The 22,942-nt window shown below is 61.8% G+C and carries 18 protein-coding genes; 11 read left to right on the top strand and 7 right to left on the bottom strand.

Annotation, left to right across the window (positions count from 1 at the left end):
- Window positions 1–119 precede the first annotated feature (119 nt).
- The gene (locus NJC40_RS21210) at window positions 120–1,121 is read right to left on the bottom strand and encodes a LacI family DNA-binding transcriptional regulator (RefSeq protein WP_253142786.1); all 1,002 of its coding nucleotides are present in this window, start codon (window positions 1,119–1,121) and stop codon (window positions 120–122) included.
- Window positions 1,122–1,311: 190 nt separating this feature from the next.
- On the opposite strand from NJC40_RS21210, the gene NJC40_RS21205 reads away from it, so the two are divergent.
- Genes NJC40_RS21205 through NJC40_RS21195 form a run of 3 tightly spaced genes read left to right on the top strand, consistent with a single transcriptional unit; the run spans window position 1,312 to window position 4,864 of the window.
- On the top strand, window positions 1,312–2,484 hold the full coding sequence (locus tag NJC40_RS21205; protein ID WP_253142787.1) for a Gfo/Idh/MocA family protein: 1,173 nt from the start codon (window positions 1,312–1,314) through the stop codon (window positions 2,482–2,484).
- Window positions 2,481–3,563 (top strand): sugar phosphate isomerase/epimerase family protein, encoded by a 1,083-nt coding sequence (locus NJC40_RS21200; RefSeq protein ID WP_253142788.1) that lies wholly within the window; start codon window positions 2,481–2,483, stop codon window positions 3,561–3,563. Before NJC40_RS21205 ends, NJC40_RS21200 begins: the two co-directional genes overlap by 4 nt.
- A gap of 50 nt (window positions 3,564–3,613) precedes the next feature.
- Window positions 3,614–4,864, top strand: coding sequence for an MFS transporter (locus NJC40_RS21195; RefSeq protein ID WP_253142789.1), 1,251 nt, complete (start codon window positions 3,614–3,616; stop codon window positions 4,862–4,864).
- A gap of 4 nt (window positions 4,865–4,868) precedes the next feature.
- Here NJC40_RS21195 and NJC40_RS21190 read toward each other — a convergent pair whose 3' ends face one another.
- On the bottom strand, window positions 4,869–6,611 hold the full coding sequence (locus NJC40_RS21190; RefSeq protein WP_253142790.1) for a sigma-54-dependent Fis family transcriptional regulator: 1,743 nt from the start codon (window positions 6,609–6,611) through the stop codon (window positions 4,869–4,871).
- A 259-nt stretch (window positions 6,612–6,870) separates the two neighbouring features.
- Here NJC40_RS21190 and NJC40_RS21185 point away from each other — a divergent pair, with 259 nt between their 5' ends.
- The 3 genes from NJC40_RS21185 to NJC40_RS21175 all read left to right on the top strand — a co-directional run bounded on the left by NJC40_RS21185 (window position 6,871) and on the right by NJC40_RS21175 (window position 10,180).
- Window positions 6,871–8,346 (top strand): benzaldehyde dehydrogenase, encoded by a 1,476-nt coding sequence (locus NJC40_RS21185; protein ID WP_253142791.1) that lies wholly within the window; start codon window positions 6,871–6,873, stop codon window positions 8,344–8,346.
- Between the two features lie 49 nt (window positions 8,347–8,395).
- A complete protein-coding gene (locus NJC40_RS21180; protein ID WP_253142792.1) occupies window positions 8,396–9,163 on the top strand; it encodes a coniferyl-alcohol dehydrogenase in 768 nt (255 codons plus the stop codon).
- A gap of 69 nt (window positions 9,164–9,232) precedes the next feature.
- The gene (locus tag NJC40_RS21175) at window positions 9,233–10,180 is read left to right on the top strand and encodes a SphA family protein (protein WP_253117363.1); all 948 of its coding nucleotides are present in this window, start codon (window positions 9,233–9,235) and stop codon (window positions 10,178–10,180) included.
- Between the two features lie 23 nt (window positions 10,181–10,203).
- On the opposite strand, the gene NJC40_RS21170 is transcribed toward NJC40_RS21175, so the two are convergent.
- From NJC40_RS21170 to NJC40_RS21160, 3 genes are all read right to left on the bottom strand, one after another.
- Complete coding sequence (locus NJC40_RS21170; protein WP_253142793.1) at window positions 10,204–12,606, bottom strand: TonB-dependent siderophore receptor; 2,403 nt, start codon at window positions 12,604–12,606, stop codon at window positions 10,204–10,206.
- A gap of 86 nt (window positions 12,607–12,692) precedes the next feature.
- A complete protein-coding gene (locus tag NJC40_RS21165; protein ID WP_253142794.1) occupies window positions 12,693–13,631 on the bottom strand; it encodes a FecR family protein in 939 nt (312 codons plus the stop codon).
- Window positions 13,628–14,158 (bottom strand): sigma-70 family RNA polymerase sigma factor, encoded by a 531-nt coding sequence (locus tag NJC40_RS21160; protein ID WP_253142795.1) that lies wholly within the window; start codon window positions 14,156–14,158, stop codon window positions 13,628–13,630. Before NJC40_RS21160 ends, NJC40_RS21165 begins: the two co-directional genes overlap by 4 nt.
- Window positions 14,159–14,401: 243 nt before the next feature.
- On the opposite strand from NJC40_RS21160, the gene NJC40_RS21155 reads away from it, so the two are divergent.
- From NJC40_RS21155 to NJC40_RS21145, 3 genes are read left to right on the top strand one after another with little or no spacing between them, the layout of a single operon-like run.
- Window positions 14,402–15,082, top strand: a complete 681-nt coding sequence (locus NJC40_RS21155; protein WP_253142796.1) for a hypothetical protein — start codon at window positions 14,402–14,404, stop codon at window positions 15,080–15,082.
- A complete protein-coding gene (locus NJC40_RS21150; RefSeq protein ID WP_253142797.1) occupies window positions 15,079–15,603 on the top strand; it encodes a hypothetical protein in 525 nt (174 codons plus the stop codon). The genes NJC40_RS21155 and NJC40_RS21150 overlap by 4 nt, the downstream gene beginning before the upstream one ends.
- On the top strand, window positions 15,600–16,130 hold the full coding sequence (locus NJC40_RS21145) for a hypothetical protein (RefSeq protein WP_253142798.1): 531 nt from the start codon (window positions 15,600–15,602) through the stop codon (window positions 16,128–16,130). The genes NJC40_RS21150 and NJC40_RS21145 overlap by 4 nt, the downstream gene beginning before the upstream one ends.
- Window positions 16,131–16,181: 51 nt before the next feature.
- Here the strand turns inward: NJC40_RS21145 and NJC40_RS21140 are convergent, their stop codons facing one another.
- The gene (locus NJC40_RS21140) at window positions 16,182–18,035 is read right to left on the bottom strand and encodes an ABC transporter ATP-binding protein (RefSeq protein ID WP_253142799.1); all 1,854 of its coding nucleotides are present in this window, start codon (window positions 18,033–18,035) and stop codon (window positions 16,182–16,184) included.
- Between the two features lie 262 nt (window positions 18,036–18,297).
- Here NJC40_RS21140 and NJC40_RS21135 point away from each other — a divergent pair, with 262 nt between their 5' ends.
- Window positions 18,298–19,512, top strand: coding sequence for an aldose 1-epimerase family protein (locus tag NJC40_RS21135; RefSeq protein WP_253142800.1), 1,215 nt, complete (start codon window positions 18,298–18,300; stop codon window positions 19,510–19,512).
- Window positions 19,513–19,525: 13 nt separating this feature from the next.
- On the opposite strand, the gene NJC40_RS21130 is transcribed toward NJC40_RS21135, so the two are convergent.
- On the bottom strand, window positions 19,526–20,587 hold the full coding sequence (locus tag NJC40_RS21130; protein WP_492180406.1) for an RNA-guided endonuclease InsQ/TnpB family protein: 1,062 nt from the start codon (window positions 20,585–20,587) through the stop codon (window positions 19,526–19,528).
- Between the two features lie 197 nt (window positions 20,588–20,784).
- On the opposite strand from NJC40_RS21130, the gene NJC40_RS21125 reads away from it, so the two are divergent.
- On the top strand, window positions 20,785–22,017 hold the full coding sequence (locus NJC40_RS21125; RefSeq protein ID WP_253143067.1) for an IS4 family transposase: 1,233 nt from the start codon (window positions 20,785–20,787) through the stop codon (window positions 22,015–22,017).
- Window positions 22,018–22,942 lie beyond the last annotated feature (925 nt).

The raw sequence follows: 22,942 nt of genomic DNA, 5'->3' as shown, positions 1-22,942 counted from the left end.
GTCGTGCGCGACTCCGACCGTTGCTCGCCTGATTTCGCCTAGCGCTGACTGCCTCGCCTACGTTTTTAGAGGCACCCGGATGTAGATGCTTGTTCTAGAGCATTCTCGACCCGCTTCGTTCAGTTTGAAGGCGGCGCTGTGCTTTGCCGCAGTGTCAGCTCGAACGGCAGGGTTACGTGCTGGGCGGCCAGCGGCTTCTTCTCGATCAGGGCGATGAGCATTTCGACCGCCAGTTGGCCGAAGGCTTCTGCCGGTTGCGCGATGGTGGTCAGCGGCGGGTCGCAGTAGGCCGCGAACGGGATGTCGTCGAAACCCACCAGCGAGATGTCTTCGGGTACGCGCAGGCCGTGTTGTTTGATCTGCTTGAGCGCGCCAATCGCCATTTCGTCGTTTTCACAGAACAGCGCGGTCGGGCGCTCGGCCAGTTGCAGCAGGTTCGCCGCGCCGTCATAGCCGGCCTGCAGGCTGAAGTTGCCATGACAGATCAGCGCCGGGTCTGGCGCGATGCCGGCCTGGTGCACGGCATCCTGATAACCGGCCACACGTTCGCGGGTCAGCGGGCTGCTTTTTGGCCCCTTGATCAGGCCGATGCGCCGGTGGCCCAGCTCGATCAGGTGTTGGGTTACGGCCCTGGCGGCGGCGCGATTGTCCAGGCTGATGGTCGGATGACGCCCCTGGGCGTCGACTTCACAGGCATTGACGATGGGCGGTAATTCGACACCGAGCAGTGGCTGTTGATAGGGATCGTAGGCGCGCAACTGAATCACCCCGTCGGCCTGGTGGGCGTACACCAGCTCGGCGAACTCGCGTTCGACGGCCTCGCGGCCCTGGGTGTCGCACAGCAACAAGCGGTAGTTGGCCGCTTGGGCCGCCTGTTGTGCGCCGCTGATGACCCGGGCAAAGAAGGTGTTGGCGATGGTCGGCACCAGAATCACCAGATTGCCGGTCTTGCGTGAACGAAATTGCACTGCCATCTGGTTGGGCCGGTAGCCGGCCTGTTTGACTGCCGCGTTGACCTTGTCACGGGTCTGGGCGAGCACGCGCTCGGGGTATTTCAGGGTTCTGGACACGGTGGCGACAGAGACCCCGGCGAGCCGGGCGACTTCACGGATATTGGACAAGAGCACCTCTTTCAGAACGCGTAGCCTGCGAGCTTACCGCAGCTGGCCTTTAGCCTGAAACGCTCAGGTCGTTAAGGCGAGCATTGACAGACCGGCATGACGGGCCTAGATTTCTGCATCAATGTAACCGGTTACATTCTGTGCGTCGCGAGCTCAATAGTCTAGCCACGACCCTGCAAATGGAGAATGGATGAATACTGCAGTGCCGAAAGTAAGAATGGGTTTTGTCGGTGGCGGTGTCGGGGCGTTCATCGCACAGGCGCATCGTCAGGCTGCCGGGCTCGATGGCCGTTTCGAACTGGTGTGCGGTGCATTCAGCCGCGACCCGGCCAACAATCAGGCCACTGGCGCGGTGTTGGGGGTGGCGGCTGCGCGGTGCTACGACCAATGGCAGCAGATGCTCCAGGCCGAACAGGCGTTGCCTGCCGAGCAGCGCATGGAGCTGCTGGTGATCGTCACCCCTAACCACTTGCACGCGCCAATCGCCAGCCAGGCGCTGCAGGCGGGCTTTCATGTGTTCAGTGAAAAGCCCGCCGCGCTGAACCTCGACGAGTTGCTGGCGCTCAAGCAGGTGGCCGAACGCAGCAACCGTCTGTACGGCCTGGCGCATACCTACTTGGGTTACCCGATGGTCTGGCAGGCGCGGGAGATGGTGCGCAGCGGGGCTATCGGTAAAGTCCGCAAGGTGCTGGTCGAGTACCCGCAAGGCTGGCTCAGTCAGGATGTAGCCGGGCAGGGTAACAAGCAGGCGGCCTGGCGCGACCAGCCGGAGCACTCCGGGCTGGGCGGCTGCATTGGCGACATCGGCACCCACGCTTTTGCGCTGGCCGAGTTTGTTGCTGACCAGCCAATCCGTCAGTTGAGCGCGATGCTCGGCAGCCACATTGAAGGCCGGCAACTGGACGATGACGCCGCGATACTGTTTCGCATGGCCGATGGCGCCAGCGGCGTGTTGATCGCCAGCCAGGTCTGCGCCGGCGAAGAGAACCCGCTGAAAATCCGCGTCTACGGCGAGCTGGGCGGTCTGGAGTGGCAGCAGGAAACCCCGGCCAGCCTGATTCACCGCTCGCTGGAGCAACCCATGCGCGTTCTGCGCGCTGGCCTTGGCCAGCCATGGTTGTGCGCAGCGGCGTTGCAGCGCATGCGCCTGCCGGCCGGGCACCCGGAAGGCTATCTCGAAGCCATGGCCAATTTGTACGGCGACTTCGCCACGGCGATTCGTAGCCACGTGAGCGGTCACCAGGTACCCGGTGTGCCGGGTATCGAGGTCGGCCTGCGCGGCATGGCCTTTATCGAGACCGCTATCACCAACCATCACGGCACGGCCAAGTGGAGCGAGCTGCCGCAACGGAGCACACCATGACTGATTCACTCAAAACCTCTGGCGGCCTGCGCGGGCCGGGAATTTTTCTTGCGCAGTTCATCGCCGATCAAGCGCCGTTCGACAATCTGGCCAATATCGCGCAGTGGGCGGCTTCACTGGGCTACAAAGCGATTCAGTTGCCGACCCTGGATGCGCGTTTCATCGATTTGCAGCGCGCCGCCGAAAGCCAGGCCTATTGCGATGAACTCAAGGCCGTGTGTGCCGAGGCCGGTGTCGAGATCAGCGAGTTGTCGACTCATTTGCAGGGCCAACTGGTGGCGGTGCATCCGGCCTTCGATGAGCTGTTTGATGACTTTGCCCCGGCCCACTTGCGCGGCAAACCGGCCGAGCGCACGGCCTGGGCCATTGAGCAACTGAAACTGGCCGCCCGCGCCAGCCAGCGCCTGGGCCTGACCGCTCACGCGACATTTTCTGGGGCATTGGTCTGGCCGTTTGTTTACCCCTGGCCGCAACGCCCGGCCGGGCTGGTCGAGCTGGGCTTTGCCGAACTGGCCAAACGCTGGCTGCCGATCCTCAACTGTTTCGAGCAGGCCGGGGTCGATTTGTGCTACGAGATTCACCCCGGCGAAGACCTGCACGACGGCGCGTCATTTGAGCGCTTTCTGGAGGCGGTCAATCACCACCCGCGGGCGGCGATCCTCTATGACCCCAGCCACTTGCTGCTGCAGCAGATGGACTATCTGGGCTTTATCGACCGTTACCACCCACGGATTCGCATGTTCCACGTCAAGGATGCCGAGTTCCGCCCCGATGCCTGCTCCGGGGTGTATGGCGGCTATCAGGACTGGGTGCAGCGGCCGGGGCGGTTTCGGTCACTGGGCGATGGGCAGATCGACTTTAAATCGATCTTCAGCAAACTGACTCAGTACGGCTACAACGGCTGGGCGGTACTGGAGTGGGAGTGCTGCCTGAAGGACGCCCGCCAGGGCGCTGCCGAGGGGGTGGCCTTCATCGAGCGGCACATGATTGAAAAGACCCGCAAGGCGTTCGACGACTTTGCCGGCGTGTCGGCTGATGCGGCGTCCAATCGGCGCCTGCTGGGCTTGCCCGAGGCCTGAGGCCGGCACGCTGGTTGGCAAACCTACAACAACAATAAGGCGGTACTGTCATGACCAGAATGAATGCGCGACTGAGCGTAATGATGTTCTTGCAGTTCTTTATCTGGGGCGCCTGGTTCGTCACCCTGGGCACCTTTTTGGGCAGCAGCCTTGGGGCTTCGGGCGGGCAGATCGGCATGGCGTTTGCCACCCAGTCCTGGGGCGCGATCATCGCGCCCTTTGTGATCGGCCTGGTCGCCGACCGGTTGTTCAATGCCGAACGGATCCTTGCGGTGCTGCATCTGCTTGGCGCGGTGCTGCTGTTGCAGCTCTACCGGGCCGAGGACTTCAGCAGCTTCTACCCGTATGTGCTGGCCTACATGATGGTCTATATGCCGACCCTGGCGCTGGTCAACTCGGTTGCCTTGCGCCAGATGCGCGACCCGGCGCTGGAGTTCTCGCGCATTCGGGTATGGGGCACGGTCGGCTGGATCGTGGCCGGTCTGCTGATCAGCTTTGTGTTCGCCTGGGACGCGCAGAGCGCGATTGCGTCCGGCGCGCTGCGCAACACCTTCCTGATGTCGGCACTCGCCTCGCTGTTGCTGGGCCTGTACAGCCTGAGTTTGCCGAGCACGCCGCCGGTGCAGGCCACGGCAGGCAATGCCGGCGTGCGGCAGAACCTGGGGCTGGACGCCTTGAGCCTGCTCAAGGACCGTAATTACCTGGTGTTCTTCATCGCTTCGATCCTGATCTGCATTCCGTTGGCGTTCTATTACCAGAACGCCAACCCGTTCCTGGCCCAGACCGGCATGGCCAACCCGACCGCGAAGATGGCGATCGGGCAGGTCTCGGAAGTGCTGTTCATGCTGTTGCTGCCGTTGTTCATCCAGCGCTTCGGGATCAAGCTTGCGCTACTGGTGGGGATGCTGGCCTGGTCATTGCGCTACTTGTTGTTCGCTTACGGCAATAACGGTGAGCTGGCCTTCATGCTGTTCATCGGCATCGCCTTGCACGGCATCTGCTACGACTTCTTCTTTGTTTGCGGGCAGATCTACACCGACGCCAGAGCACCGCAGCGGTTCAGAAGCTCCGCCCAAGGCCTGATTACGATGGCCACCTATGGATTCGGCATGCTGATCGGCTTCTGGGTCGCCGGGCGAGTGACCGATCACTACGCCACCGGCGCTGGCAGCCATGACTGGCAGGGCATCTGGCTGTTCCCGGCGGCCTTTGCGACGCTGGTGCTGGTGTGCTTTTTGCTGGTGTTCAAGGGCCGTGAGCCTGGCAGCCCTGAAGCCAACAGCGCGCAAGCAACACGCTGAGCGCTCAATCAGCCGCTGGCTGATGCTTTTTCAAACGATAGGCAAACTGCGCCCGGCTCAGGCCCAATTGCCTGGCCGCTGCCGCCAGATTGCCTGCACTGCGCTGCAAGGCCTCGTTGATCAGCCGTGATTCGAGGCCGTGCAGGGTAAAAGCCGGGTCCAGTTGGCCAAGGGTTTCCAGCAGCGGCGGGGCAGCTGCTGCTGTTGGGGCAGGTGGCATGCTGTTGGACAGGCTGCCGTGATCATCCACCCCATACGGGTCGCCGGGCAGCGGCTCATTGCGAAACAGATGCACCAGATCAATGGGCTGCCCCTCATCGCTGGCAATCAGGCCGCGCTCGATGAGGTTTTGCAGCTCTCGCACATTGCCGGGAAAGTCGTAGCGCAGCAGGACCTTGAGGGCACGCATGGTCAGCCCCGCCGGGGTGCGCTCATAGTCCCGGCAGAAGCGGGTCAGGAAGGCGTCGATCAGCAGCGCAATGTCATCGCGGCGCTCGCGTAATGGCGGCAACGCGATCGGGTAGACGTTCAATCGGTAGAACAGGTCTTCACGAAAGCTGCCGTCAGCCACAGCCTTGCGCAGATCGATATTGGTCGCGGCAACGACGCGCACATCGACCCGGATGCCGTGCACGCCACCGACTCGTTCGATCTCCCGCTCTTGCAGGGCGCGCAGCAGCTTGCTCTGGCCGGCCAGGCTCAGGCAGGTGATTTCATCGAGAAACAACGTGCCGCCGGCGGCCCGTTCAAAGCGTCCGGGTCTTGAATGGGTGGCGCCGGTGTAGGCGCCGCGTTCGACACCAAACAGCTCGGCTTCGATCAGGTTATCCGGAATCGCTGCGCAGTTCAGCGCCACGAACGGGCCGTTGCGACGCTGGCTGAGTTGGTGCAACTGACGGGCGAACAACTCCTTGCCCACCCCCGACTCACCGCTGATCAGCACACTGGCCGGGGTTTTGGCGACCCGCTGCAGAGCCTGGGTGGCAGCATTGAAGGCCGCGCTGGCGCCGATCAGCGGCGGGTGCGGGCCGACCGCGGCGTGTGGCACAGGCGCCGGGGCCGGATCAGGATGGCTCAAGCTCGACGACACATTCAGGTAGCTGAGGTCTTGCCCGGCATCGTTCCACTGGGCAGCGGTCTTGCCGACCACCCGGCAGCTGGCGTGGCCCATGCCGCGGCACTGCACCTCGCGGAAAATCACCATTTGCCCGAACAAGCCACTGACAAAACCCATGGCGTAGCCGGTTTCAGTCCAGCACACCGGATCCTGGGCGACACCGTGCACAGCCAGGTGTTCATCGGCTTCGCAGCAGTGGTGCCAAAGAAACTCGCCTTCGTAGAAACCCGATTCGGCGTCGAATTTGAAATACAGCGGTTCGACCTTGGTCATGCCTTCCAGGGTGTGCAGGTGGGTGCCGGCACGGAACACCGCAGCGGCATCGGCCTGTGGCCAGCGTTCGCGGATCAACCGGGCATCGCGCAGGCCCGAGGCATAGCCGGTGCGGGTGAACAGCCCACGCGCCTGCTCCAGCCCCAACCGGGCGATCACCTCGCTGCGCAGCGCGCCGAACGAGGAACTGTGCAGCAACAGCATGCGCTGGTCATTGAGCCAGATCCGTCCGTCTTCAGGGCAGAAAAACAAACAATCGGTCAGCTCCGCTGGAGTGGGCGAACTGCTGGCGCTTAACTGGCGGCTGTCACCACGCGGTGGAGCAGTAACGGGTTGGGCGCTGCGGGGATTAGTCATTGTTATGCCCCTGGATGGCTGAGTGCTTGATATGAGCAACTACGCAGATAGTTATTAAACATAACTTTATCAAATGAACAAGTCCGCGCGCTGATGCCCCGGCAGCCGCTTTGCACTGTGCAGCAGGGCCGCTGCATGCAAAGCCTTGGTGCAGAGCCTTTGGGCATTTATACGTGAAGGTGCTGAGCAACACGGCACAGCCCTTGCTCTGACCCTGGTGCGGCGCAGCCGAACACAATCATAAGAATCAGGAGTTGCCATGTCAGAGTCACACACCCCCTCTTTGCTGCAACCGGCGCTGGTGCCCGGATGCCTGTTCAACGGTGACTGGATTCGCGGGTCCGGTCTGGTTGATCCGGTTGTCGAGCCGGCCACTGGCGAGCCGCTGATGTACTGCGCCATGGCCGATGCCGATGATGTCGCCGCTGCCTGTCGCAGCGCTGCCTTGGCGCAGCCGGCCTGGGCGGCACTCGGGCCTCGCGAGCGGGCGCAGATCTTTCGCAAGGCTGCGGAGGTGGCCGAAGGCAATTTCTCTGAACTGGCGCTGTATGTGGCGCGGGAGACTGGCGGGGCGTTGTTCAAAGGCGAGCATGAAGTACGTGAGGCGATTGTCCTGTTGCATCAGGCGGCCGGCCTGTTGTCGCAACCCCACGGTCTGGTGCTGCCCAGCGCGGCCGGGCGGCTGTCGTATGCGCGGCGCCAGCCCCATGGGGTGGTGGGGGTGATTTCGCCGTTCAATTTTCCATTGATTCTGTCGCTGCGCTCGGTGGCTCCGGCGCTGGCGGTGGGTAATGCGGTGGTGCTCAAGCCCGACCCGCAGACCCCGGTCAGCGGCGGCTTTCTCATCGCTCGGCTGCTCGAAGAGGCCGGCCTGCCCAAAGGCTTGCTGCATGTGCTGCCGGGGCGCGCTGACGCGGGCGAGGCGCTGTGTCGGCACCCGGATGTACGAATGATCGCCTTCACCGGCTCTACCGGCGCCGGGCGCAAGGTCGCCGCTGTGGCCGGTGAGCACCTGAAAAAGGTCGCTCTGGAACTGGGCGGCAAGAACCCGTTGATCATCCTCGAAGACGCTGATCTGGACCTTGCCGCGAGCAATGCCGCCTGGGGCGCCTGGTTGCATCAGGGGCAGATCTGCATGGCCAGCGGGTTGATTCTGGCGCACGAGTCCATCGCCGCCAGCCTGACCCGCAAGCTGGCCGACAAGGCCAGGGCGCTGAGCGTCGGCAATGCGGCGCGTGGTGAAGCGGTGTTGGGGCCGCTGATCAACCCGCGCCAATTGCAGCGCCTGCACGCCATCGTCAGCGACAGCCTGCAGGCCGGGGCACGATTGGAGGCGGGCGGTGAGTATGAACAACTGTTCTACCGCCCCACGGTGCTCAGCGGGGTGCGGCCGGGCATGCGCGTGTTCGAGGAAGAACTGTTCGGCCCGGTGGCGGCGGTGGTGAGTTTTGCGACCGATGAGGAGGCAGTCGAGCTGGCCAATCGCACCGAGTACGGCCTGTCGGCGGCGGTGATCTCGGCTTCGGTGGGCCGCGCCATGGCCATCGGCGAGCGGCTGAACTGCGGTCTGCTGCACATCAACGACCAGACCGTGGCAGATGAATGCAGTAACCCATTTGGCGGCCGCGGCGCCTCGGGCAACGGCGGCAGCGTCGGCGGCCCGGCGGACTGGGATGAATACAGCCAGTGGCAATGGGTGACGGTGAAAAACACCGCGCCGCAGTACCCGTTTTGAGTGATCGATTTATCGCGGCATGCCTACACAACAATAAGAGGGCTTGAACATGAATCTGTACAACAAAACCCTGCTGGTCACCGGCGTTGCGTCGGGCATCGGTGCCGAGGTGGCAAGGCTGGCGCGCCTTCAAGGCGCCAGGGTTATCGGTGTGGACCGCCACGAGGCGCAACTGAGCCTGGACGGTTTTTTTCAAACCGACCTGGGCGACCCTGCCAGCATTGACGCGCTGGTCGAGCGCCTGCCGGCCCGGGTCGATGCCTTGTGCAACATTGCCGGGGTGCCCGGCACCGCGCCGCTCGACGTGGTGGCGGCGGTCAACTATCTGGGCGTGCGGCAGTTGTCTACCGCGCTGCTGCCGCGCCTGGCCGGTGGCGGCAGCATCGTCAACGTGGCGTCGGTGTTGGGCGCGCAATGGCCGCTGCGCGTGGAGCAGCACAAGGCGCTGGCCGGCACTGACAGCTACGCGGCAGGCCGCGCCTGGCTGGACGCCAACCCGGTACAGCACAGCGATTGCTATCAATACTTCAAGGAGGCGCTGATTGTCTGGAGCTTTCAGCAATCGCAGGCGTGGTTCCGTGACCATGGCGTGCGCCTCAATTGCGTCGCGCCCGGCCCGGTATTCACGCCGATCCTCGGTGATTTCGTCAGCATGCTCGGCCCGGAGCGGGTGGCCCGCGACAGCCAGCGCATGACCCGCCCGGCATTGGCCGACGAGGTGGCGGCGGTGATTGCCTTTTTCTGCTCGGATGCGGCGCGCTGGGTCAATGGCGTAAACCTGCCGGTGGATGGCGGCCTGGCAGCCACTTACGTTTGAGCGCTTGCCCCCCCGCCAGCCCTGAGGCGGCGGGGTTCTGAACAATAAAAACAATACAGGACTTACAAGATGCCCAAGCCATTCTTGCGGCCGGTTGCGGCCATGCTTTGTGTTGCGCTGTGCTCGACTGCCCACGGTTACGACTTGCCCGGACTCAATCTGGGCTCCACCAGTTTCTATGATGGCTCGCCGGCCCCAGCCGGGCCTGGCTGGTACCTGGAAGAGTACCTGACCTACTCACGGGCCAGCCGCTTCAATGATGCCAATGGCGACAAGCTGGGCTTGCCCCGGCAGGATCTGGAGGTATTCGCGCCGACCACGCAAATCATCTACCTCGGCCAGCCATGGGCCAATGGCGCAATGCCGGGCTTTACCCTGATCAACACATCACTGGCCCATGTGGATGTCGATGACGGTCTGAACAACGCGGCGCTCAGCTCGCGTGCCGGGCTGGGCGATCTGGTGCTCGGCGCGTTCTTGCAATTGCCGACCCTGACCCGCGCCGACGGCAGCCCGCTGCTGACCCAGCGCATTGAAGCTGATGTGTCGATCCCGGTGGGCGCCTATGACCGTGAGCGCTCGATCAATCCGGGCAGCAACTTCTGGTCGTTCAACCCGTACTACGCGGCCACCTACTGGTTCACGCCAAAATGGTCGGCCAGCGGCCGTTTCATGTACCTGTGGAACGGCAAGAACAACGACCCGCAGGCCGGCTTCGGTGATGTCTCCGACACCCAGGCCGGTCAGGCGCTGCACGCTAACCTGACCTTGCAATACGCGGTCAGCCAGGCGTTTAGCGTGGGTCTGAACGGCTACTGGCTCAAGCAGTTCACCGACACCAAAGTCGATGGCCACGCGGTCAGCGGCCGCCGCGAAAAGGTCTGGGCAGCGGGGCCGGGGATGCTCTACGCGTTCAGCAAAGAGGACGTGCTGTCGGTCAACCTGTACTTCGAACAGGGCGCCGAGAACCGCACCGAGGGCGACAAGCTGGTGCTGAACTGGCTGCACAAGTTCTAGCTGTGCAGCCATCTGCCTAGCCGTTACCAGTTGTAGCTGACTGAACCCACCAGGCTGCGTTCATCGCCATAGCGGCATGAGTTGGCGCAGTACAGGTAGCGCTGGTTGGTCAGGTTCTGCGCGCGGACGGCCAGTTGCCAATGGTCGTCCAGTGCGTAGCTGAGCCGTGCGTCGAACAGGGTGTAGGCCGGGATCTTGCGGTCGCTGATGCTCGGCAGGGTATGGGTGGTGCCGTTGTAGCGCGCTCCGGCCCCGACGCTGACGCCGTGCAGACCCAATGCGGCGAGGCGGTAGTCCAGCCACAGCGAAGCACTGTGGTAGGGCGTGCCCTCTATGCGCGAGCCTTCCAGTTGCGGGTCGTTGTCGGCGATCACATGGGCGTCGGTGTAGGCGTAGCCGGCGCTGAACGCCAGGTTATCGGTCAACTGCGCCTTGGCTTCGAGCTCCAGGCCCTTGCTGCGTTCCTTGCCGGTCTGCTCGTCGAAATCGGAGCCGGGAATCGAGCTGGTGACGTTGCGCTGGGTCAGTTGATACAGCGCTGCACTGAGCAGCCATTCGCGGTCGGCTGGCTGATAACGCAGGCCGATCTCGTACTGTTCACCTTCGGTGGGTTTGAACGGTTTGCCGTCGGCGCCGCTGCCGCTGGCCGGCAGAAATGACTGGCTGTAGCTGGCGTAGGCGGCCAGGCCGTTGCCTGCGAGGTAGACCACCCCGACCCGGCCGGTAAGCTGGCTGTCGTCGGTAGTGCTGCGTGCGCCTTCGCGGTAGGTGCGGGTCGTGCTGTCGGCCCAGTCCTGACGCAAGCCGAACACGCCGACCCAGTGCTCATCAAACTTAAGCTGTTCTTGCAGGTAAAGACCCAGTTGTCGGGCGTGCAGGTCTGAGCCGCGATCGACTGAGCGGTCAACATTGGGCAGGTTACCGTACACCGGATTGGCCAGGTCCAGCACCGGCGCGTTACCGCTGAAGCGATGGCTGTCGTAGGTCTTGTGGTAATAGTCCACGCCGGCCAGCACGGTGTGTTGCCAGCGCCCGTGTTCCAGGTCCAGTTGCAGGCTGTTGTCGCTGGTCCAGCCGGTGGCGATGTCTTCGCGGCTGTTATAACTGCGCGACAGTTGCGAGAGATTGGCGCCGCTGACCCGGCTGGTGTTGAGGGTAATGTAGTCGTAGTCGGCTCTGGACTCGAAATAGCGCACGGCCTGGCGCAGTTGCAGGTGCTCATTGACGCGATGTTCGAACAGGTAGCCTGCGGTATGCAGGTTGCCGTCATAACGATCGTAATCCGGCTCGCCGGCAAACAGGTCATACGGCACCTTGTAACCGGGTGTGCGGCTATACACGGTCAGGTCATAACGCATCGGCGGGGTGAGGGTGGTGCGGGTGCGCTGCTGGCTGGCGAGCAGGGTCAGGCGGCTGTCGTCGCTGATCTGCCAGGTCAGCGCCGGGGCAATGTAGTGCTTGTCGTCGTCAATGGCCGAATACTGGGTGCCGCTGTCACGGCTGAGCGCAGTCAGGCGATAGCTCAGGCGACCTTGCTCATCCAGTGCCCCAGCGTGGTCGGTAGACAACTGCATGCGCTGGTGATTGCCATACTCCAGATTCAGCTCATGCAGCGGCGTCAGGGTCGGGCGTTTGCTTACCGTGTTGACCAGCCCGCCCGGCGCCAGTTGCCCGTAAAGCACCGAGGAGGCGCCTTTGAGCACTTCAACGCGCTCCAGGCCGTAAGGCTCCTGGCCGCCTTCGAATTGAGTGCTCTGCATCTTCATGCCGTCGCGCAGCACGCTGCCGGTGCGCGGGCCGATGTCGAAACCGCGCATCCGGTAGTCATCGGCCACCCGGCTGTAGCCGTTGGGTTGGGCGATCACGCCGGGGGTGTAGTTGAGTACGTCGGCCAGGCTAGTGTGCTGGCGGGCGGTCATTTCTTCGCGGGTGATGATCGAGACCGATTGTGGCGTTTCCAGCAGCGGGGTGTCGGTCTTGGTGGCACTGGCACTGTGGGTCGCCACGCGGCTGTACGCCGGTCCCCAGGCATTCTGCGCGTGGCTGGCGGCGGCAATGTCGATGGGCGCCAGTTGTACGGCGGCGTCGCTACGCGGCTCGATGCTCAAGGTGCCGCTGGGGGTGATGCCCAGTTGCAGGGCCAGCCCTTGCAAGGCCTGCTGTACTGCTTGCTCGGCGCTGTAGCGACCGCGCAGCGCGGGGCTGTTCAGGCCACGGGTCAAAGACGCGCTGAAGGCGATATTGCGCCCGCTCTGGCGGGCAATGGCGGTCAGGGTGGCATCCAGCGGGCCGGCTGGCAGGTCGAAGTCGAATGATGCGTGACTGATATCAGCAGGCGCAGCCAGGCTGTCGGCACTGGCCAGGCTGGAGCCGAAAGCCAGCGCCAAGGCCAGGGCGATAGGTGAGAAGGGCAACGGATAATGCATGGCGGCGGGTTCCTGATGAGGTGGATGCCTGCCTTGTGACGTGAGCGGGGTGGTTATTAAGGGGGCAATGAAAAAATAATTCAGGCTCAGCGCAGGCTCACCTGGGTCCACCAGCTCAGCGGGCGCTCGACCCGCACTGGCAACACCTCCTGGAGGATGCGCAGTGCCTGGGTGCTGTCGTCCAGCGGGAAGATGCCGGTCACCCGCAAGGCCGCAGCCTCGGCGCTGATCCGCAGCCAGCCGGGATGATAGGCGCGCAAGGCTTCGATCACTTCACTCAGGGGGCGGTCATGGACTTCCAGGCGGCCATCTTCCCAGGCCGCAGCGCGGGCCAGTTGCGGATCCAGCGCCTGCACCCGGCGACCGTCGAGCTGCGCGCCCTGGCCTGCGCGCAGTTGCAAGGGCGTCGCGCCAGGCACCGAGACCAGCACGTGCGACTGTTGCACCCAGACCTGCGCCGATTGCTCGTGCAGCGCCACGCTGAAGCGGGTGCCCAGCGCCCGCGCCTCGCCAAACGCGGTACGCACCACCAATGGCCGCTCAGGGTCGCGCGCCACCTCGATATTCAGCGCGCCCTGACTCAGCAGCAACGTGCGCTGGCGCCCGTCGAACAGCAGATCGACGCGGCTATCGGCATTGAGCAGCACCCGGCTGCCATCGGCCAGGTCGAAGCGCTGGCGTTGGGCGATTGCGGTTTGCAGATCGGCGCCCAGGCCGGGCAGCAGTCCCTGGCCTTGCAGCCACCAGCCAGCCAAACCCACTCCGCTCAGCCCCAATGCGCCGCGTAACAGGTGGCGACGGCTGTTGCCGGCACGATCAAGCATTTCTCGCGAGCTTTGCGGTGTGCCGCTGAACACCTGGCCAATTCGCTGCTGCAACTGCTGCCAGGCCAGGCTGTGTTCAGGACTGGCGTGCAGCCAGTGTTCGAAGCGTTGCCGGTGGCCGTCACTCATCGTTCCGGAGCGTTGCAAGGCCAGCCATTCGACGGCCTGGGCTACAGCGGGCGGCAGTTGGCGGGCTTTCATGCCGGCTCCAGCGCCAGATAACAAAGCGCCAGCGCCTTGGCCACGTACTGATGAACCCGTGGCGCAGAAATGCCCAGGCGCTGGCCGATTTCGGCGTAGGTCAGGTTGTCCAGCTGGCTGTACAGAAAGGCGCTGCGGCCGATCGGTGACAGGCCTTCGAGCAGCCGATCCAGCGCCACCAAGGCTTGCAGTGCCTGGGCCTGTTCTTCGGCTGACGGGGCGTAAACTTCGGGTTGCTGCGCCAGGCTTTCCAGATAGGCGCGTTCCAGGTCACGGCGTCGCCAACTGGCAAACACTAGACGCTTGGCGATGGTGGTCAGCAGCGCACGCGGCTCACGAATTGCCAGCGGGCAAGGCGCAGCGACCACCTGAACGAAGGTTTCCGAAGCCATGTCTGCGGCTTCTGCCGGGCAGCCCAGGCGTGCGCGCAGGCGGCCGAGCAGCCAGCTGTGGTGATCGCCGAACAACTGATGCAGAACACGATTGCGGACGTTCAATTGCGCGGCGTCAGACGTGGATGGTGGCATGGCTCAAAAGCTAATGGAAATTGTTATCAAATGATGCCGGGAAGGCCGTTTGATTGCAATCCGCCAGGCGCCCTCGCCACATGAGCCGGCCCTCTGGGGGAACCTTCGCGGTTTAAAACGATCAGACGCGCAGCCGCTGGTCAGAGACTGCCTGAGGCGGCAATCCTCGTGACACCCCGCAAACCTGCAACAGTTGTCAGCCGCTTGCCACCGATGGAACGCGACTCATCCAAAGGACCCCTCATGTCTGGATTTATCCGTGCATTCGCACGTCTTCTACCTATCGCCCTGATTACCGGCTGCGCCGCCAAGTCGCCCGTGTTCGTCAGCGAGCCGTTGCAACCGGCGGCCGGTAGCCCGGTGGCTTGGCTGGTCGGCAGCATCGGCCCGCAGGGGCGCGACAGCGCTTTTACCAATCAGCGCATTCTGCTGCGCAAGCGCGGTTCGCAAGACGGTGCGGCAGCCTGGTGGGGCCATGCCGAGGTGGCGCATACCCCCAAGGACATCGAAGACTCGCGCAGCGCCGATGAAAAGGCCCTGCCTGGCCAGGCCAGTGTGTTCGTCATGCCGCTCAAGCCGGGCGATTACGAGCTGTATGACTTCCAGTTTTTCTGGACTGGCGCCAACAGCAGCTTCCGTTCTTTGCAGGCGCGCGAGCAGTTCGTGGTGCCGCTGCGTCTGGAGGCCGGCAAGGCCTATTACCTCGGTGAATTTCGCTCGCGCTGCATCGGTATGTCGGTGTGCATGTTCCTGCATGCCAATCAGCAACCCCGCGATGAGCAAATCGCCCGGCGCTATAGCCCCGGTTTACCGGTATTGCAGCCCATGAACCTGGACCTGAAACCTGCCTATCCCTTCGTCCTGCCAATGCCAGCGCAGGGGCGAACCGACGCGCAATCAACCACCCCAAGGAACACACCATGAACAAACCGATGGTCTTTGCTGCCAGCGTGCTGCTGGGCGGCTGCGCCGGCACCCAGACGCTGCCCGATCCACAGATCGAGGCGGGGCGCGATTATCTGCCGCCGATCACGGTGATGGTTGATTCACTGGAGCATGGCGCCGAGTTGCGCAATTACCTGCGCGAAAGCGGGGTGTTCAGCAAGGTCGAAAATGGCAGCGCCAAGGCCGGGGAAACCCAGGTGATGGTCAACCTGAACGTCAAACGCGAACTGGCGCCCACGCCGCTGCTGTTTCTAAGCGCTGCGACACTGTTCCTGTTGCCGCTGCAAAACGACATGGACTCCAAGGCCGACTTCACCGTGATGCGCGACGGCAAGGTGCTCAAGCGTTATCACTACGAAAACTACATGGGCAAGTATTCCTGGCTGTTTGATCTCGGGGTGCCAGAGCGGCAGGAAAACATCCGGCGTATTGCCCGCGCTTTTGCCCGTGACATGCAGACCGCGAGCCTGGCCGACCAGCCGCTGGATGCACCACGATGAACCGCTTGGTCAAGATATCAATAGCGGCTGGCGGGCTGCTGTTGCTGGGCGGATGCAACCCGTCAATGAAGCCGCTGGGCTATCACGCGCAACAGCGCTATGTGCCGATGAGCCTGATGGTGGTGCCGCAAGGTTATACGCGCCATGACATGCAGGAACGCAACGAACTGACCGAGGCGGTCAAGTCATCGGGCGCGTTCTCGTTCGTTGACCACGGTTTCTCACGCAAGGGCTATGGGCTGGTCATCAGCCAGCCGCCGGGCGAGGGCGCAGGCGTGCTGGTGGCGCTCAACGCCCTGACCCTGCTGACCTTGCCGGTGCCTTACAGCTACCTGCATAACCTTGAGGGCAAGGTCTACAAGGACGGCCAGTTACTGCGCACTTTCACCTACAAGCGCGAAGGCATGAGCGTGGCCACCTGGTACGTCCCGCCGCCGATTACCGAAAACCGGCGGCAGATGCTGACCGAACTGATGCAGGATCTGGAGCGCAGTGCACTGATACCGCATGAGCAGGAGCAGCTTTAGCTGCGAAGTCTTTCGCGGCTAAAGCCGCTCCTGCAGGTTAATGCTGCGCGGTTATTCCACGGCCTCAACCACGCCCTGATCCTCTCCCAGAAACCCGCCACTCTGGTGCTGCCACAATCTTGCATAAACGCCGTTTTTCGCCAGCAACTCGGTATGCGTGCCCTGTTCGATGATCCGTCCATCGTCCATGACGATCAGTCGGTCCATGGCGGCGATGGTCGACAGTCGATGGGCGATGGCGATAACGGTTTTGCCGACCATCATTTCATCCAGGCTTTCCTGGATCGCCACTTCGACCTCCGAGTCCAGGGCGCTGGTGGCTTCGTCGAGCAGCAGGATCGGTGCGTTCTTGAGCATCACCCGAGCGATGGCGATGCGTTGCCGCTGGCCGCCGGACAGCTTGATGCCGCGCTCGCCAACCTGGGTGTCATAGCCACTGCGGCCATGCTTGTCGCTCAACTGACGGATGAAGCCGTCGGCCTGGGCGTTGATGGCGGCGCGCCGGACCTGCTCGTCGCTGGCATCCGGGCGGCCGTAGGCGATGTTGTCGCGGATCGAACGGTGCAGCAGCGAAGTGTCCTGAGTGACCATGCCAATGGCACTGCGCAGGCTGTCCTGCGTGACCTTGGCGACGTTCTGGCCATCAACCCGAATCTCGCCTTGGTCGACGTCATAAAAGCGCAGCAGCAGGTTGATCAGGGTGGACTTGCCGGCCCCGGAGCGGCCCACCAGGCCGACTTTTTCACCCGCGCGGATGTTCAGCGTCAGGCCGTCGAGTACCTGGCGCTCGCCGTTATAGTTGAAACTCACGTTGTCGAAGGTCACGGCGCCGCCGGTGGTCGCAAGCTCCGTGGCATTCGGCGCGTCCTGGACCTTGGGCCCCTTGGCCAGGGTTTCCATGCCGTCCTGCACGGTGCCGATGCTCTCGAACAGCGAGGTCATCTGCCACATGATCCAGTGCGACATACCGTTGATACGCAAGGCCATGGCGGTGATTGCCGCCACTGCACCGGTGCCGACGTCACCCTGGTGCCACAGCCACAGGGCATAGCCGCCGGCACCGATGATCAGCGCGACCACCAGGGTCTGGTTGACGATCTCGAACTGGCTGACCAGCCGCATCTGGCGAAAGCCGGTCTGCTTGAAGTCTTCCATCGCCGCGCGGGCAAAATGCGCCTCGCGTTTGGAGTGCGAGAACAGCTTGACCGTGGTGATGTTGGTGTAGGCGTCGGAGATCCGGCCGGTCATCGAGGAGCGCGCATTGGCCTGTTCCTGACCGACCTGGCCCAGACGCGGCACGAAATACAGCATGGCCAGGCCAAACAACACGATCCAGGCAATGAACGGCAGCATCAGCTTGAGGGCAAAGCCGCCGGCCAGGGCGATGATCGCGATGAAGTACACACCGATACCGGGAATGATCTCGATCAGGGTAAACAGCACTTCACGTACGCCCAGCGCGGTCTGCATCACCTTGGTGGTGACCCGCCCGGAAAACTCATCGGAAAAGAACGACAGGCTCTGGCGCAGCATCAGCCGGTGAAAATCCCAGCGCAGCCGCAGCGGCAGGTTGATTGCCAACACCTGATGCTGAACCATGGTGCGCAGCGCCACCAGCACGATACTGACCAGCAGCACAATGCCGATGCCCCACAGCACACCGCTTTCTTCGGCGCTCACCGCACCGCCGGCCTGCCAGGTCGACAGCAGGTCCACGACTTGCCCAAGGAACGAAAACAGCCAGGCTTCGTAGATCGAGACGGCGGCGCTGAGCAGCGCAAACATGAGGATGTAGCCACGCGCACCGCGGGTGCAGGCCCACAGAAAACGCGCCAGGCCCATGGGCGGTGGCGGCGTCTCGTCGGGCGGAAAAGGGTCAAGCCAGCGTTCAAAAATGCGAAGCATCGGGGTCTCCGAAGTGTTCAAGTTAGCGCGATTTTGCCACTGTGTGATTGTCTTGAGTGATCTCTGGACGATTTTTCCCAGAGAAGATTCACTTCGTCAGGCGCGAGCGCGCGCTGGCAAAGTCATGAGTCTCGACCCGGTCGCAGACAGGTGGCCAGGCCATGGGTGGCTACACCGGCGCTGTAAATGGGACTAGACTGGACCTGTCGCTGAAACGTTTCATCTGTTTAAGCGAATCATAATTCCAAGAAAGGAACCGCCCATGAAAATGCCTCTGATTTCCTGCGCCATTGCCGCTCTTTCTCTTAGCACCCAGGCCCTTGCCTGGGACTTCGTGCTGCTCGACAGCGACAAGCCCGCCAGCAATATGCGGATCACCAGCGAGCAGCTTGGGGTCAAGCTCGACAAGCCTTTTTCCATCAGCATGCGCACCCTGCATGGCGGGCGTCAGGAAGGTGTGAGCCTGATTGATATTGATAACGGCACGATGAAGCTGACGCTGGTGCCGACCCGTGGCATGAACGTACTCAATGCTCAGGTCGGCGAGGCCAGGATGGGCTGGGATTCGCCGGTCAATGAAGTGGTCAACCCGGCCTTCATTGAGCTTAACGGGCGCGGTGGTCTGGGCTGGCTGGAAGGTTTCAACGAACTGGTCACCCGCTGCGGTTACGAATGGGTCGGTCATCCGGGCATCGACAATGGCGAGTTGCTGACCCTGCATGGCCGCGCAGCGAATATTCCGGCCAGCAAGGTCACCGTGCATATCGACCAAACCCCGCCGTATGCCATTCGGGTGCGTGGTGAGTTGAAAGAGCAGGCGTTCAAGAAAGTGGACTTCAGTGTGCAGACCGAACTGGTGACTGAGCCAGGTACGGCGCGGTTCGTGCTCAATGACACCCTGACCAACAATGGCGACTATCCAAAGGAATACCAGGCGCTGTACCACAGCAACTTCAGTACGCCGTTTTTGGAGGAGGGCGCGCGCTTTGCCGCGCCGGTCAAGCAAGTGTCGCCTTTCAACGATAAAGCCAAAGCCGACCTGAGCGACTGGCAGACCTATCGCGGGCCGACCCCTGACTACGATGAAACCGTGTACAACGTGGTGCCTTACGGCGACGACCAAGGCAACACGCTGACGGTGCTGCACAACAAAGCCGCCAGCCTCGGCGTTGCAGTGGGCTTCAATATCCAGCAGTTGCCAGTGTTCTCGCTATGGAAAAACACTGACACCCGCGGCCAGGGCTACGTCACCGGGTTGGAGCCTGGCACCAGTTTCTCGTACAACCGGCGTTACCAGCGACCGCTGAATCTGGTGCCGACTATTGGTCCTGAACAACAGCGTCAGTTCAGCATCAGCTACGCCTTGCTGGCCGATAAACCGGCGGTGGACCAGGCACTGCAGCAGATCAAAACGATCCAGAACGGCCGTGCGACCGAAGTACGCCAGGTGCCGTTGGTGGATTTGAGCAAAGATTGACATCCTCCCCGCCCTAAAGGGCCGGGATTCCCACAATTGGACGCTCATGCCCGAGCGCGAGAATGTTCTTTGCGGCGTTGACGTCGCGGTCGTGGGTGACACCGCACCCACAACAAGTCCATTCCCTTATTCCAAGCCCTGCGATACCTCTCGGCCTCGAGTCCGGCAATTGCTTGCAGCTCGAACAGGTTTGGGTGGTGTTTCTCTCGCTGACAACCTTGAAAACCGTGCCTGCGTGATCGCATTTGTATTCCAGCATGGTTTTCAATTGGCCCCAGCCGGCGTCCAGCACCGACTTGGCCATCCTGGTTTTCGCGAGTTTCAGTGAGTTCACATCGCCCACCACAATGACGCCACAACGTGCGACCAGCGCGTTGCTGAACTTATGCAGGCAATCCTTGCGGCGGTTCGCAATCCTGGCGTGAATCGCCCGCACACGGGCTTTCTTGCCGGCGCGCTGGGCCGTGCCCAGGGCGCTCTCCAGATCCCGGTAGAACCTGCCGCTTTCAAGGCGATCACCGTCGCTGCAGGTGGCCGTGGTTTTCAGTCCGAGGTCGATACCCACCGCGTCCTGGCCTGGCGATAACTGGCGGTCGACCTCGACCACGACGTTGAAATACCAACGTCCACGGGTGTCTTCGTTGAAGCTGCCGGATCTGAATTTAAAGCCCGCCAGGCCGTAGCTGTCCCAGACCTTGAAGTGCTGTCTGTTGAAGACGACCTGGCCGTTTTTCCAGACAGCAGCGCCGACCTTGAAGGGCACCCAGCCCAAGCTGCGCCGGGCGCCGCCCGAGCAGCGCCAGCGGAGCTGGCGCTTTTTGAACTGCTTGCGCCGTGTGACATATTCGTCGGCAACAGCCTGCACCGATTGGCTGTGCAGTCCCAGGTCTTTGCTGGCCCCGTTGGTGTACTTGTGAATGTCGAACGCCGACAGAAAACGGCCACGCTCACGAATCGAGCGACTGCTCAACTCGTTTACGTAGTTCCACACAAAATTCACAGCACGAGAAGCTTCACGCAGCTGCGCTGCATGCTTGTCTCGCACTCGAATCCTGAGGGTTTTGGTCGCTTTCATTTCAGTCATGAAACACAGAATAGGGGCGGTTTTTGGGGTTTTAACCCCTATGATCGCTTCGCGGTGGCGCTTTCATCCCCCACCTGAAGGAAGGGGCTTTTCGCGCCAGCTTGGTAAACAATCATTGCAGGTTCGGAATTACGCCCAATACTGTTCAGTTAGACGAAGTGAATGCTGGCCGAGCTATCCTCCTGTAAATGGCTCAGGAGGACACGCCTGTGGCTCGGACACGCAAATGCCTTCCAGACTCCCTCGATCTGGCTCATTTGATCAGTGCAGGTGTGTTGATAAACAGCTGTCCTCGTACCTTGATCGACGAAGTTCTCAAACAAACAGGACGCGGCAGCCAACGTGAACGTCTGTTAACTGCCCCCACCGTTGTCTATTACGTAATGGCCATGGCGCTTTGGCGTGACGCTCCGCTCGAAGAGGTTTTACGGATCGTCTGTGAGGGCGCGAACTGGCTCAATATTGGCGCCGGAGCTCATCCTCACAACCTCCAACTACCCACCAAATCGGCGATTTCGGCCGCCCGCAACCGGCTAGGTGCCAAAGTCATGCAGGGTCTCGCACAACGGGTGCTACGCCCGCTGGCCACGCCCGAGACCCGAGGTGCCTGGTATCGTGGTTGGCGCTTGATGGGCCTTGATGGCACCGTCCTCGACGTGGCTGACGAGCAAGCCAACGCCGACTACTTTGGCTACCCGCCTTCATCGAGAGGTAGCAGTGCGTTTCCACAACTGCGGCTCGTCAACCTGGTCGAGTGCGGAACCCATGTCATCACGGCGGCCCAGCTTGGGAATTGCCGCCAGAGCGAGCAAACCCTGGCAGAGCGATTGTTGCCCGAACATCTTCGATCTGACGAGTTACTGATGGCCGACCGGGGCTTCTACAGCTTCAAGCTTTGGAGTTTGGCGACTCAGTGTGGAGGTAAATTGCTTTGGCGAGTCAAAAGTACCGTCAAGCTGCCAGTCGAAGAATGCCTCAGTGATGGCTCGTATTTGAGTACGACGTACGAACTCCATGGCCGAAACCGAAAAAACAGCCATCGCGTACGGGTCGTGGAGTTCACTCTGGTGGATGAGGAGGGGCAACTGGGTGAGCGCTACCGACTGGTGACCAACCTGCTAGTGCCTGAGGAAGCTCCTGCAGCAGAGTTGGCCGCCTTGTATCACGAGCGCTGGGAGGTCGAAAACGTCTTCGATGAACTCAAAACCCATTTGCGCGGAGCCAGCACGGTACTGCGCAGCAAGAAGCCCGAACTGGTCAAGCAAGAGATGTGGGGTTTTCTACTGGCACATTTTGCAATCCGCCAGTTGATGATCCAGGCGGCTGATAAGGCAGCGATCGACCCGGACAGGCTGGGTTTTACGAACGCCGTGTGGGTAGTCAGAAGGAAGCTGCCGCAAGCGGCAGCTTTTCCCCCCTGAGCACGTCGAACTTTGGCGTGAATCGGTTTTGAAAGAGATCTTGCGCGGCAAGTGCATCAGCAGTCGAGGCAAGGCCAATCCGCGAGGCGTTAAGCGCAAGATGAGCGGCTATCCCGTCCGACGACGAGGACAGCCCCTCAATCGGCCATGTAGTCAAGTACCCATTTTTGCTTAAGTGAACAGTATTGGAATTACGCCCAATACTGTTCGATTAAGCATCGCAAATCTCTGTGGGAGCGAGCTTGCTCGCGAAGAGGCCATTGAAATCACAGCATTTGTGGTGAATGTGTCGTCGCCTTCGCCAGCAAGCAAACTTCCTCCAGTCTAATAGAGCAGTATTGGGATTACGCTCAGCCGGGTAAACGGGCGGGTTTGAGCGGGAAGGTATTTGCACGTCGCTGCGTATTACTTGTGGCTTGCCAAGCATTGAGAAAATGTAACGTGAATTTTCAACGTCGCCTGTATGGTCAATCGACACTCACATGAATTCCGGGGCTCTGGGCTGTGTCGTCATTGATATAGGCATTAGAGTTTGTTACAGGTTTTTCAACGTCGAGCAGATACCTGCCCCTATTCTCGCTGGCCCCAATGGTCGGCTATAGAACACAGGCACAGATGTCAGCATCTATCTCGTACGCTCCTCTACATCCAGCACTCTCGCACCTTTCAATCGAGCAAATCAGCGAAATGCACGCGCGCTATATGGACGGTGCGACCGTGCAGAGCCTTTTGGCCGAGTACCGAATCGAGTACAAACAGAACCAGTTGGCGTCGCTGTTACCGCTGCAGATTCTCAACGATCAGCCATGTCCGGGTTGCAGCGCACCGATGCGAAAAAAATGGCCAACAAGGTCTTACAGATTGCAGTCAGCATTCTGTAAACCCTGTGGCCATGAGCAGACCCAAAGTTGCCTATGCCGGTACT

Origin of the sequence: Pseudomonas sp. 21LCFQ02 (genome assembly GCF_024129895.2) — a bacterium.
Lineage (GTDB): Bacteria > Pseudomonadota > Gammaproteobacteria > Pseudomonadales > Pseudomonadaceae > Aquipseudomonas.
Note: the sequence above shows the minus strand (reverse complement) of the source record. Positions and strands in the feature narration are given on the sequence as shown.

Excerpts from the sequence above, each read along its gene's own strand:
- NJC40_RS21205 (WP_253142787.1), top strand. The coding sequence starts at position 1,312 with ATGAATACTGCAGTGCCGAAAGTAAGAATGGGTTTTGTCGGTGGCGGT.
- NJC40_RS21200 (WP_253142788.1), top strand. The coding sequence starts at position 2,481 with ATGACTGATTCACTCAAAACCTCTGGCGGCCTGCGCGGGCCGGGAATT.
- NJC40_RS21195 (WP_253142789.1), top strand. The coding sequence starts at position 3,614 with ATGACCAGAATGAATGCGCGACTGAGCGTAATGATGTTCTTGCAGTTC.
- NJC40_RS21190 (WP_253142790.1), bottom strand. The coding sequence starts at position 6,611 with ATGACTAATCCCCGCAGCGCCCAACCCGTTACTGCTCCACCGCGTGGT.
- NJC40_RS21185 (WP_253142791.1), top strand. The coding sequence starts at position 6,871 with ATGTCAGAGTCACACACCCCCTCTTTGCTGCAACCGGCGCTGGTGCCC.
- NJC40_RS21180 (WP_253142792.1), top strand. The coding sequence starts at position 8,396 with ATGAATCTGTACAACAAAACCCTGCTGGTCACCGGCGTTGCGTCGGGC.
- NJC40_RS21175 (WP_253117363.1), top strand. The coding sequence starts at position 9,233 with ATGCCCAAGCCATTCTTGCGGCCGGTTGCGGCCATGCTTTGTGTTGCG.
- NJC40_RS21170 (WP_253142793.1), bottom strand. The coding sequence starts at position 12,606 with ATGCATTATCCGTTGCCCTTCTCACCTATCGCCCTGGCCTTGGCGCTG.
- NJC40_RS21165 (WP_253142794.1), bottom strand. The coding sequence starts at position 13,631 with ATGAAAGCCCGCCAACTGCCGCCCGCTGTAGCCCAGGCCGTCGAATGG.
- NJC40_RS21160 (WP_253142795.1), bottom strand. The coding sequence starts at position 14,158 with ATGCCACCATCCACGTCTGACGCCGCGCAATTGAACGTCCGCAATCGT.
- NJC40_RS21155 (WP_253142796.1), top strand. The coding sequence starts at position 14,402 with ATGTCTGGATTTATCCGTGCATTCGCACGTCTTCTACCTATCGCCCTG.
- NJC40_RS21150 (WP_253142797.1), top strand. The coding sequence starts at position 15,079 with ATGAACAAACCGATGGTCTTTGCTGCCAGCGTGCTGCTGGGCGGCTGC.
- NJC40_RS21145 (WP_253142798.1), top strand. The coding sequence starts at position 15,600 with ATGAACCGCTTGGTCAAGATATCAATAGCGGCTGGCGGGCTGCTGTTG.
- NJC40_RS21140 (WP_253142799.1), bottom strand. The coding sequence starts at position 18,035 with ATGCTTCGCATTTTTGAACGCTGGCTTGACCCTTTTCCGCCCGACGAG.
- NJC40_RS21135 (WP_253142800.1), top strand. The coding sequence starts at position 18,298 with ATGAAAATGCCTCTGATTTCCTGCGCCATTGCCGCTCTTTCTCTTAGC.
- NJC40_RS21130 (WP_492180406.1), bottom strand. The coding sequence starts at position 20,587 with ATGAAAGCGACCAAAACCCTCAGGATTCGAGTGCGAGACAAGCATGCA.
- NJC40_RS21125 (WP_253143067.1), top strand. The coding sequence starts at position 20,785 with ATGGCTCAGGAGGACACGCCTGTGGCTCGGACACGCAAATGCCTTCCA.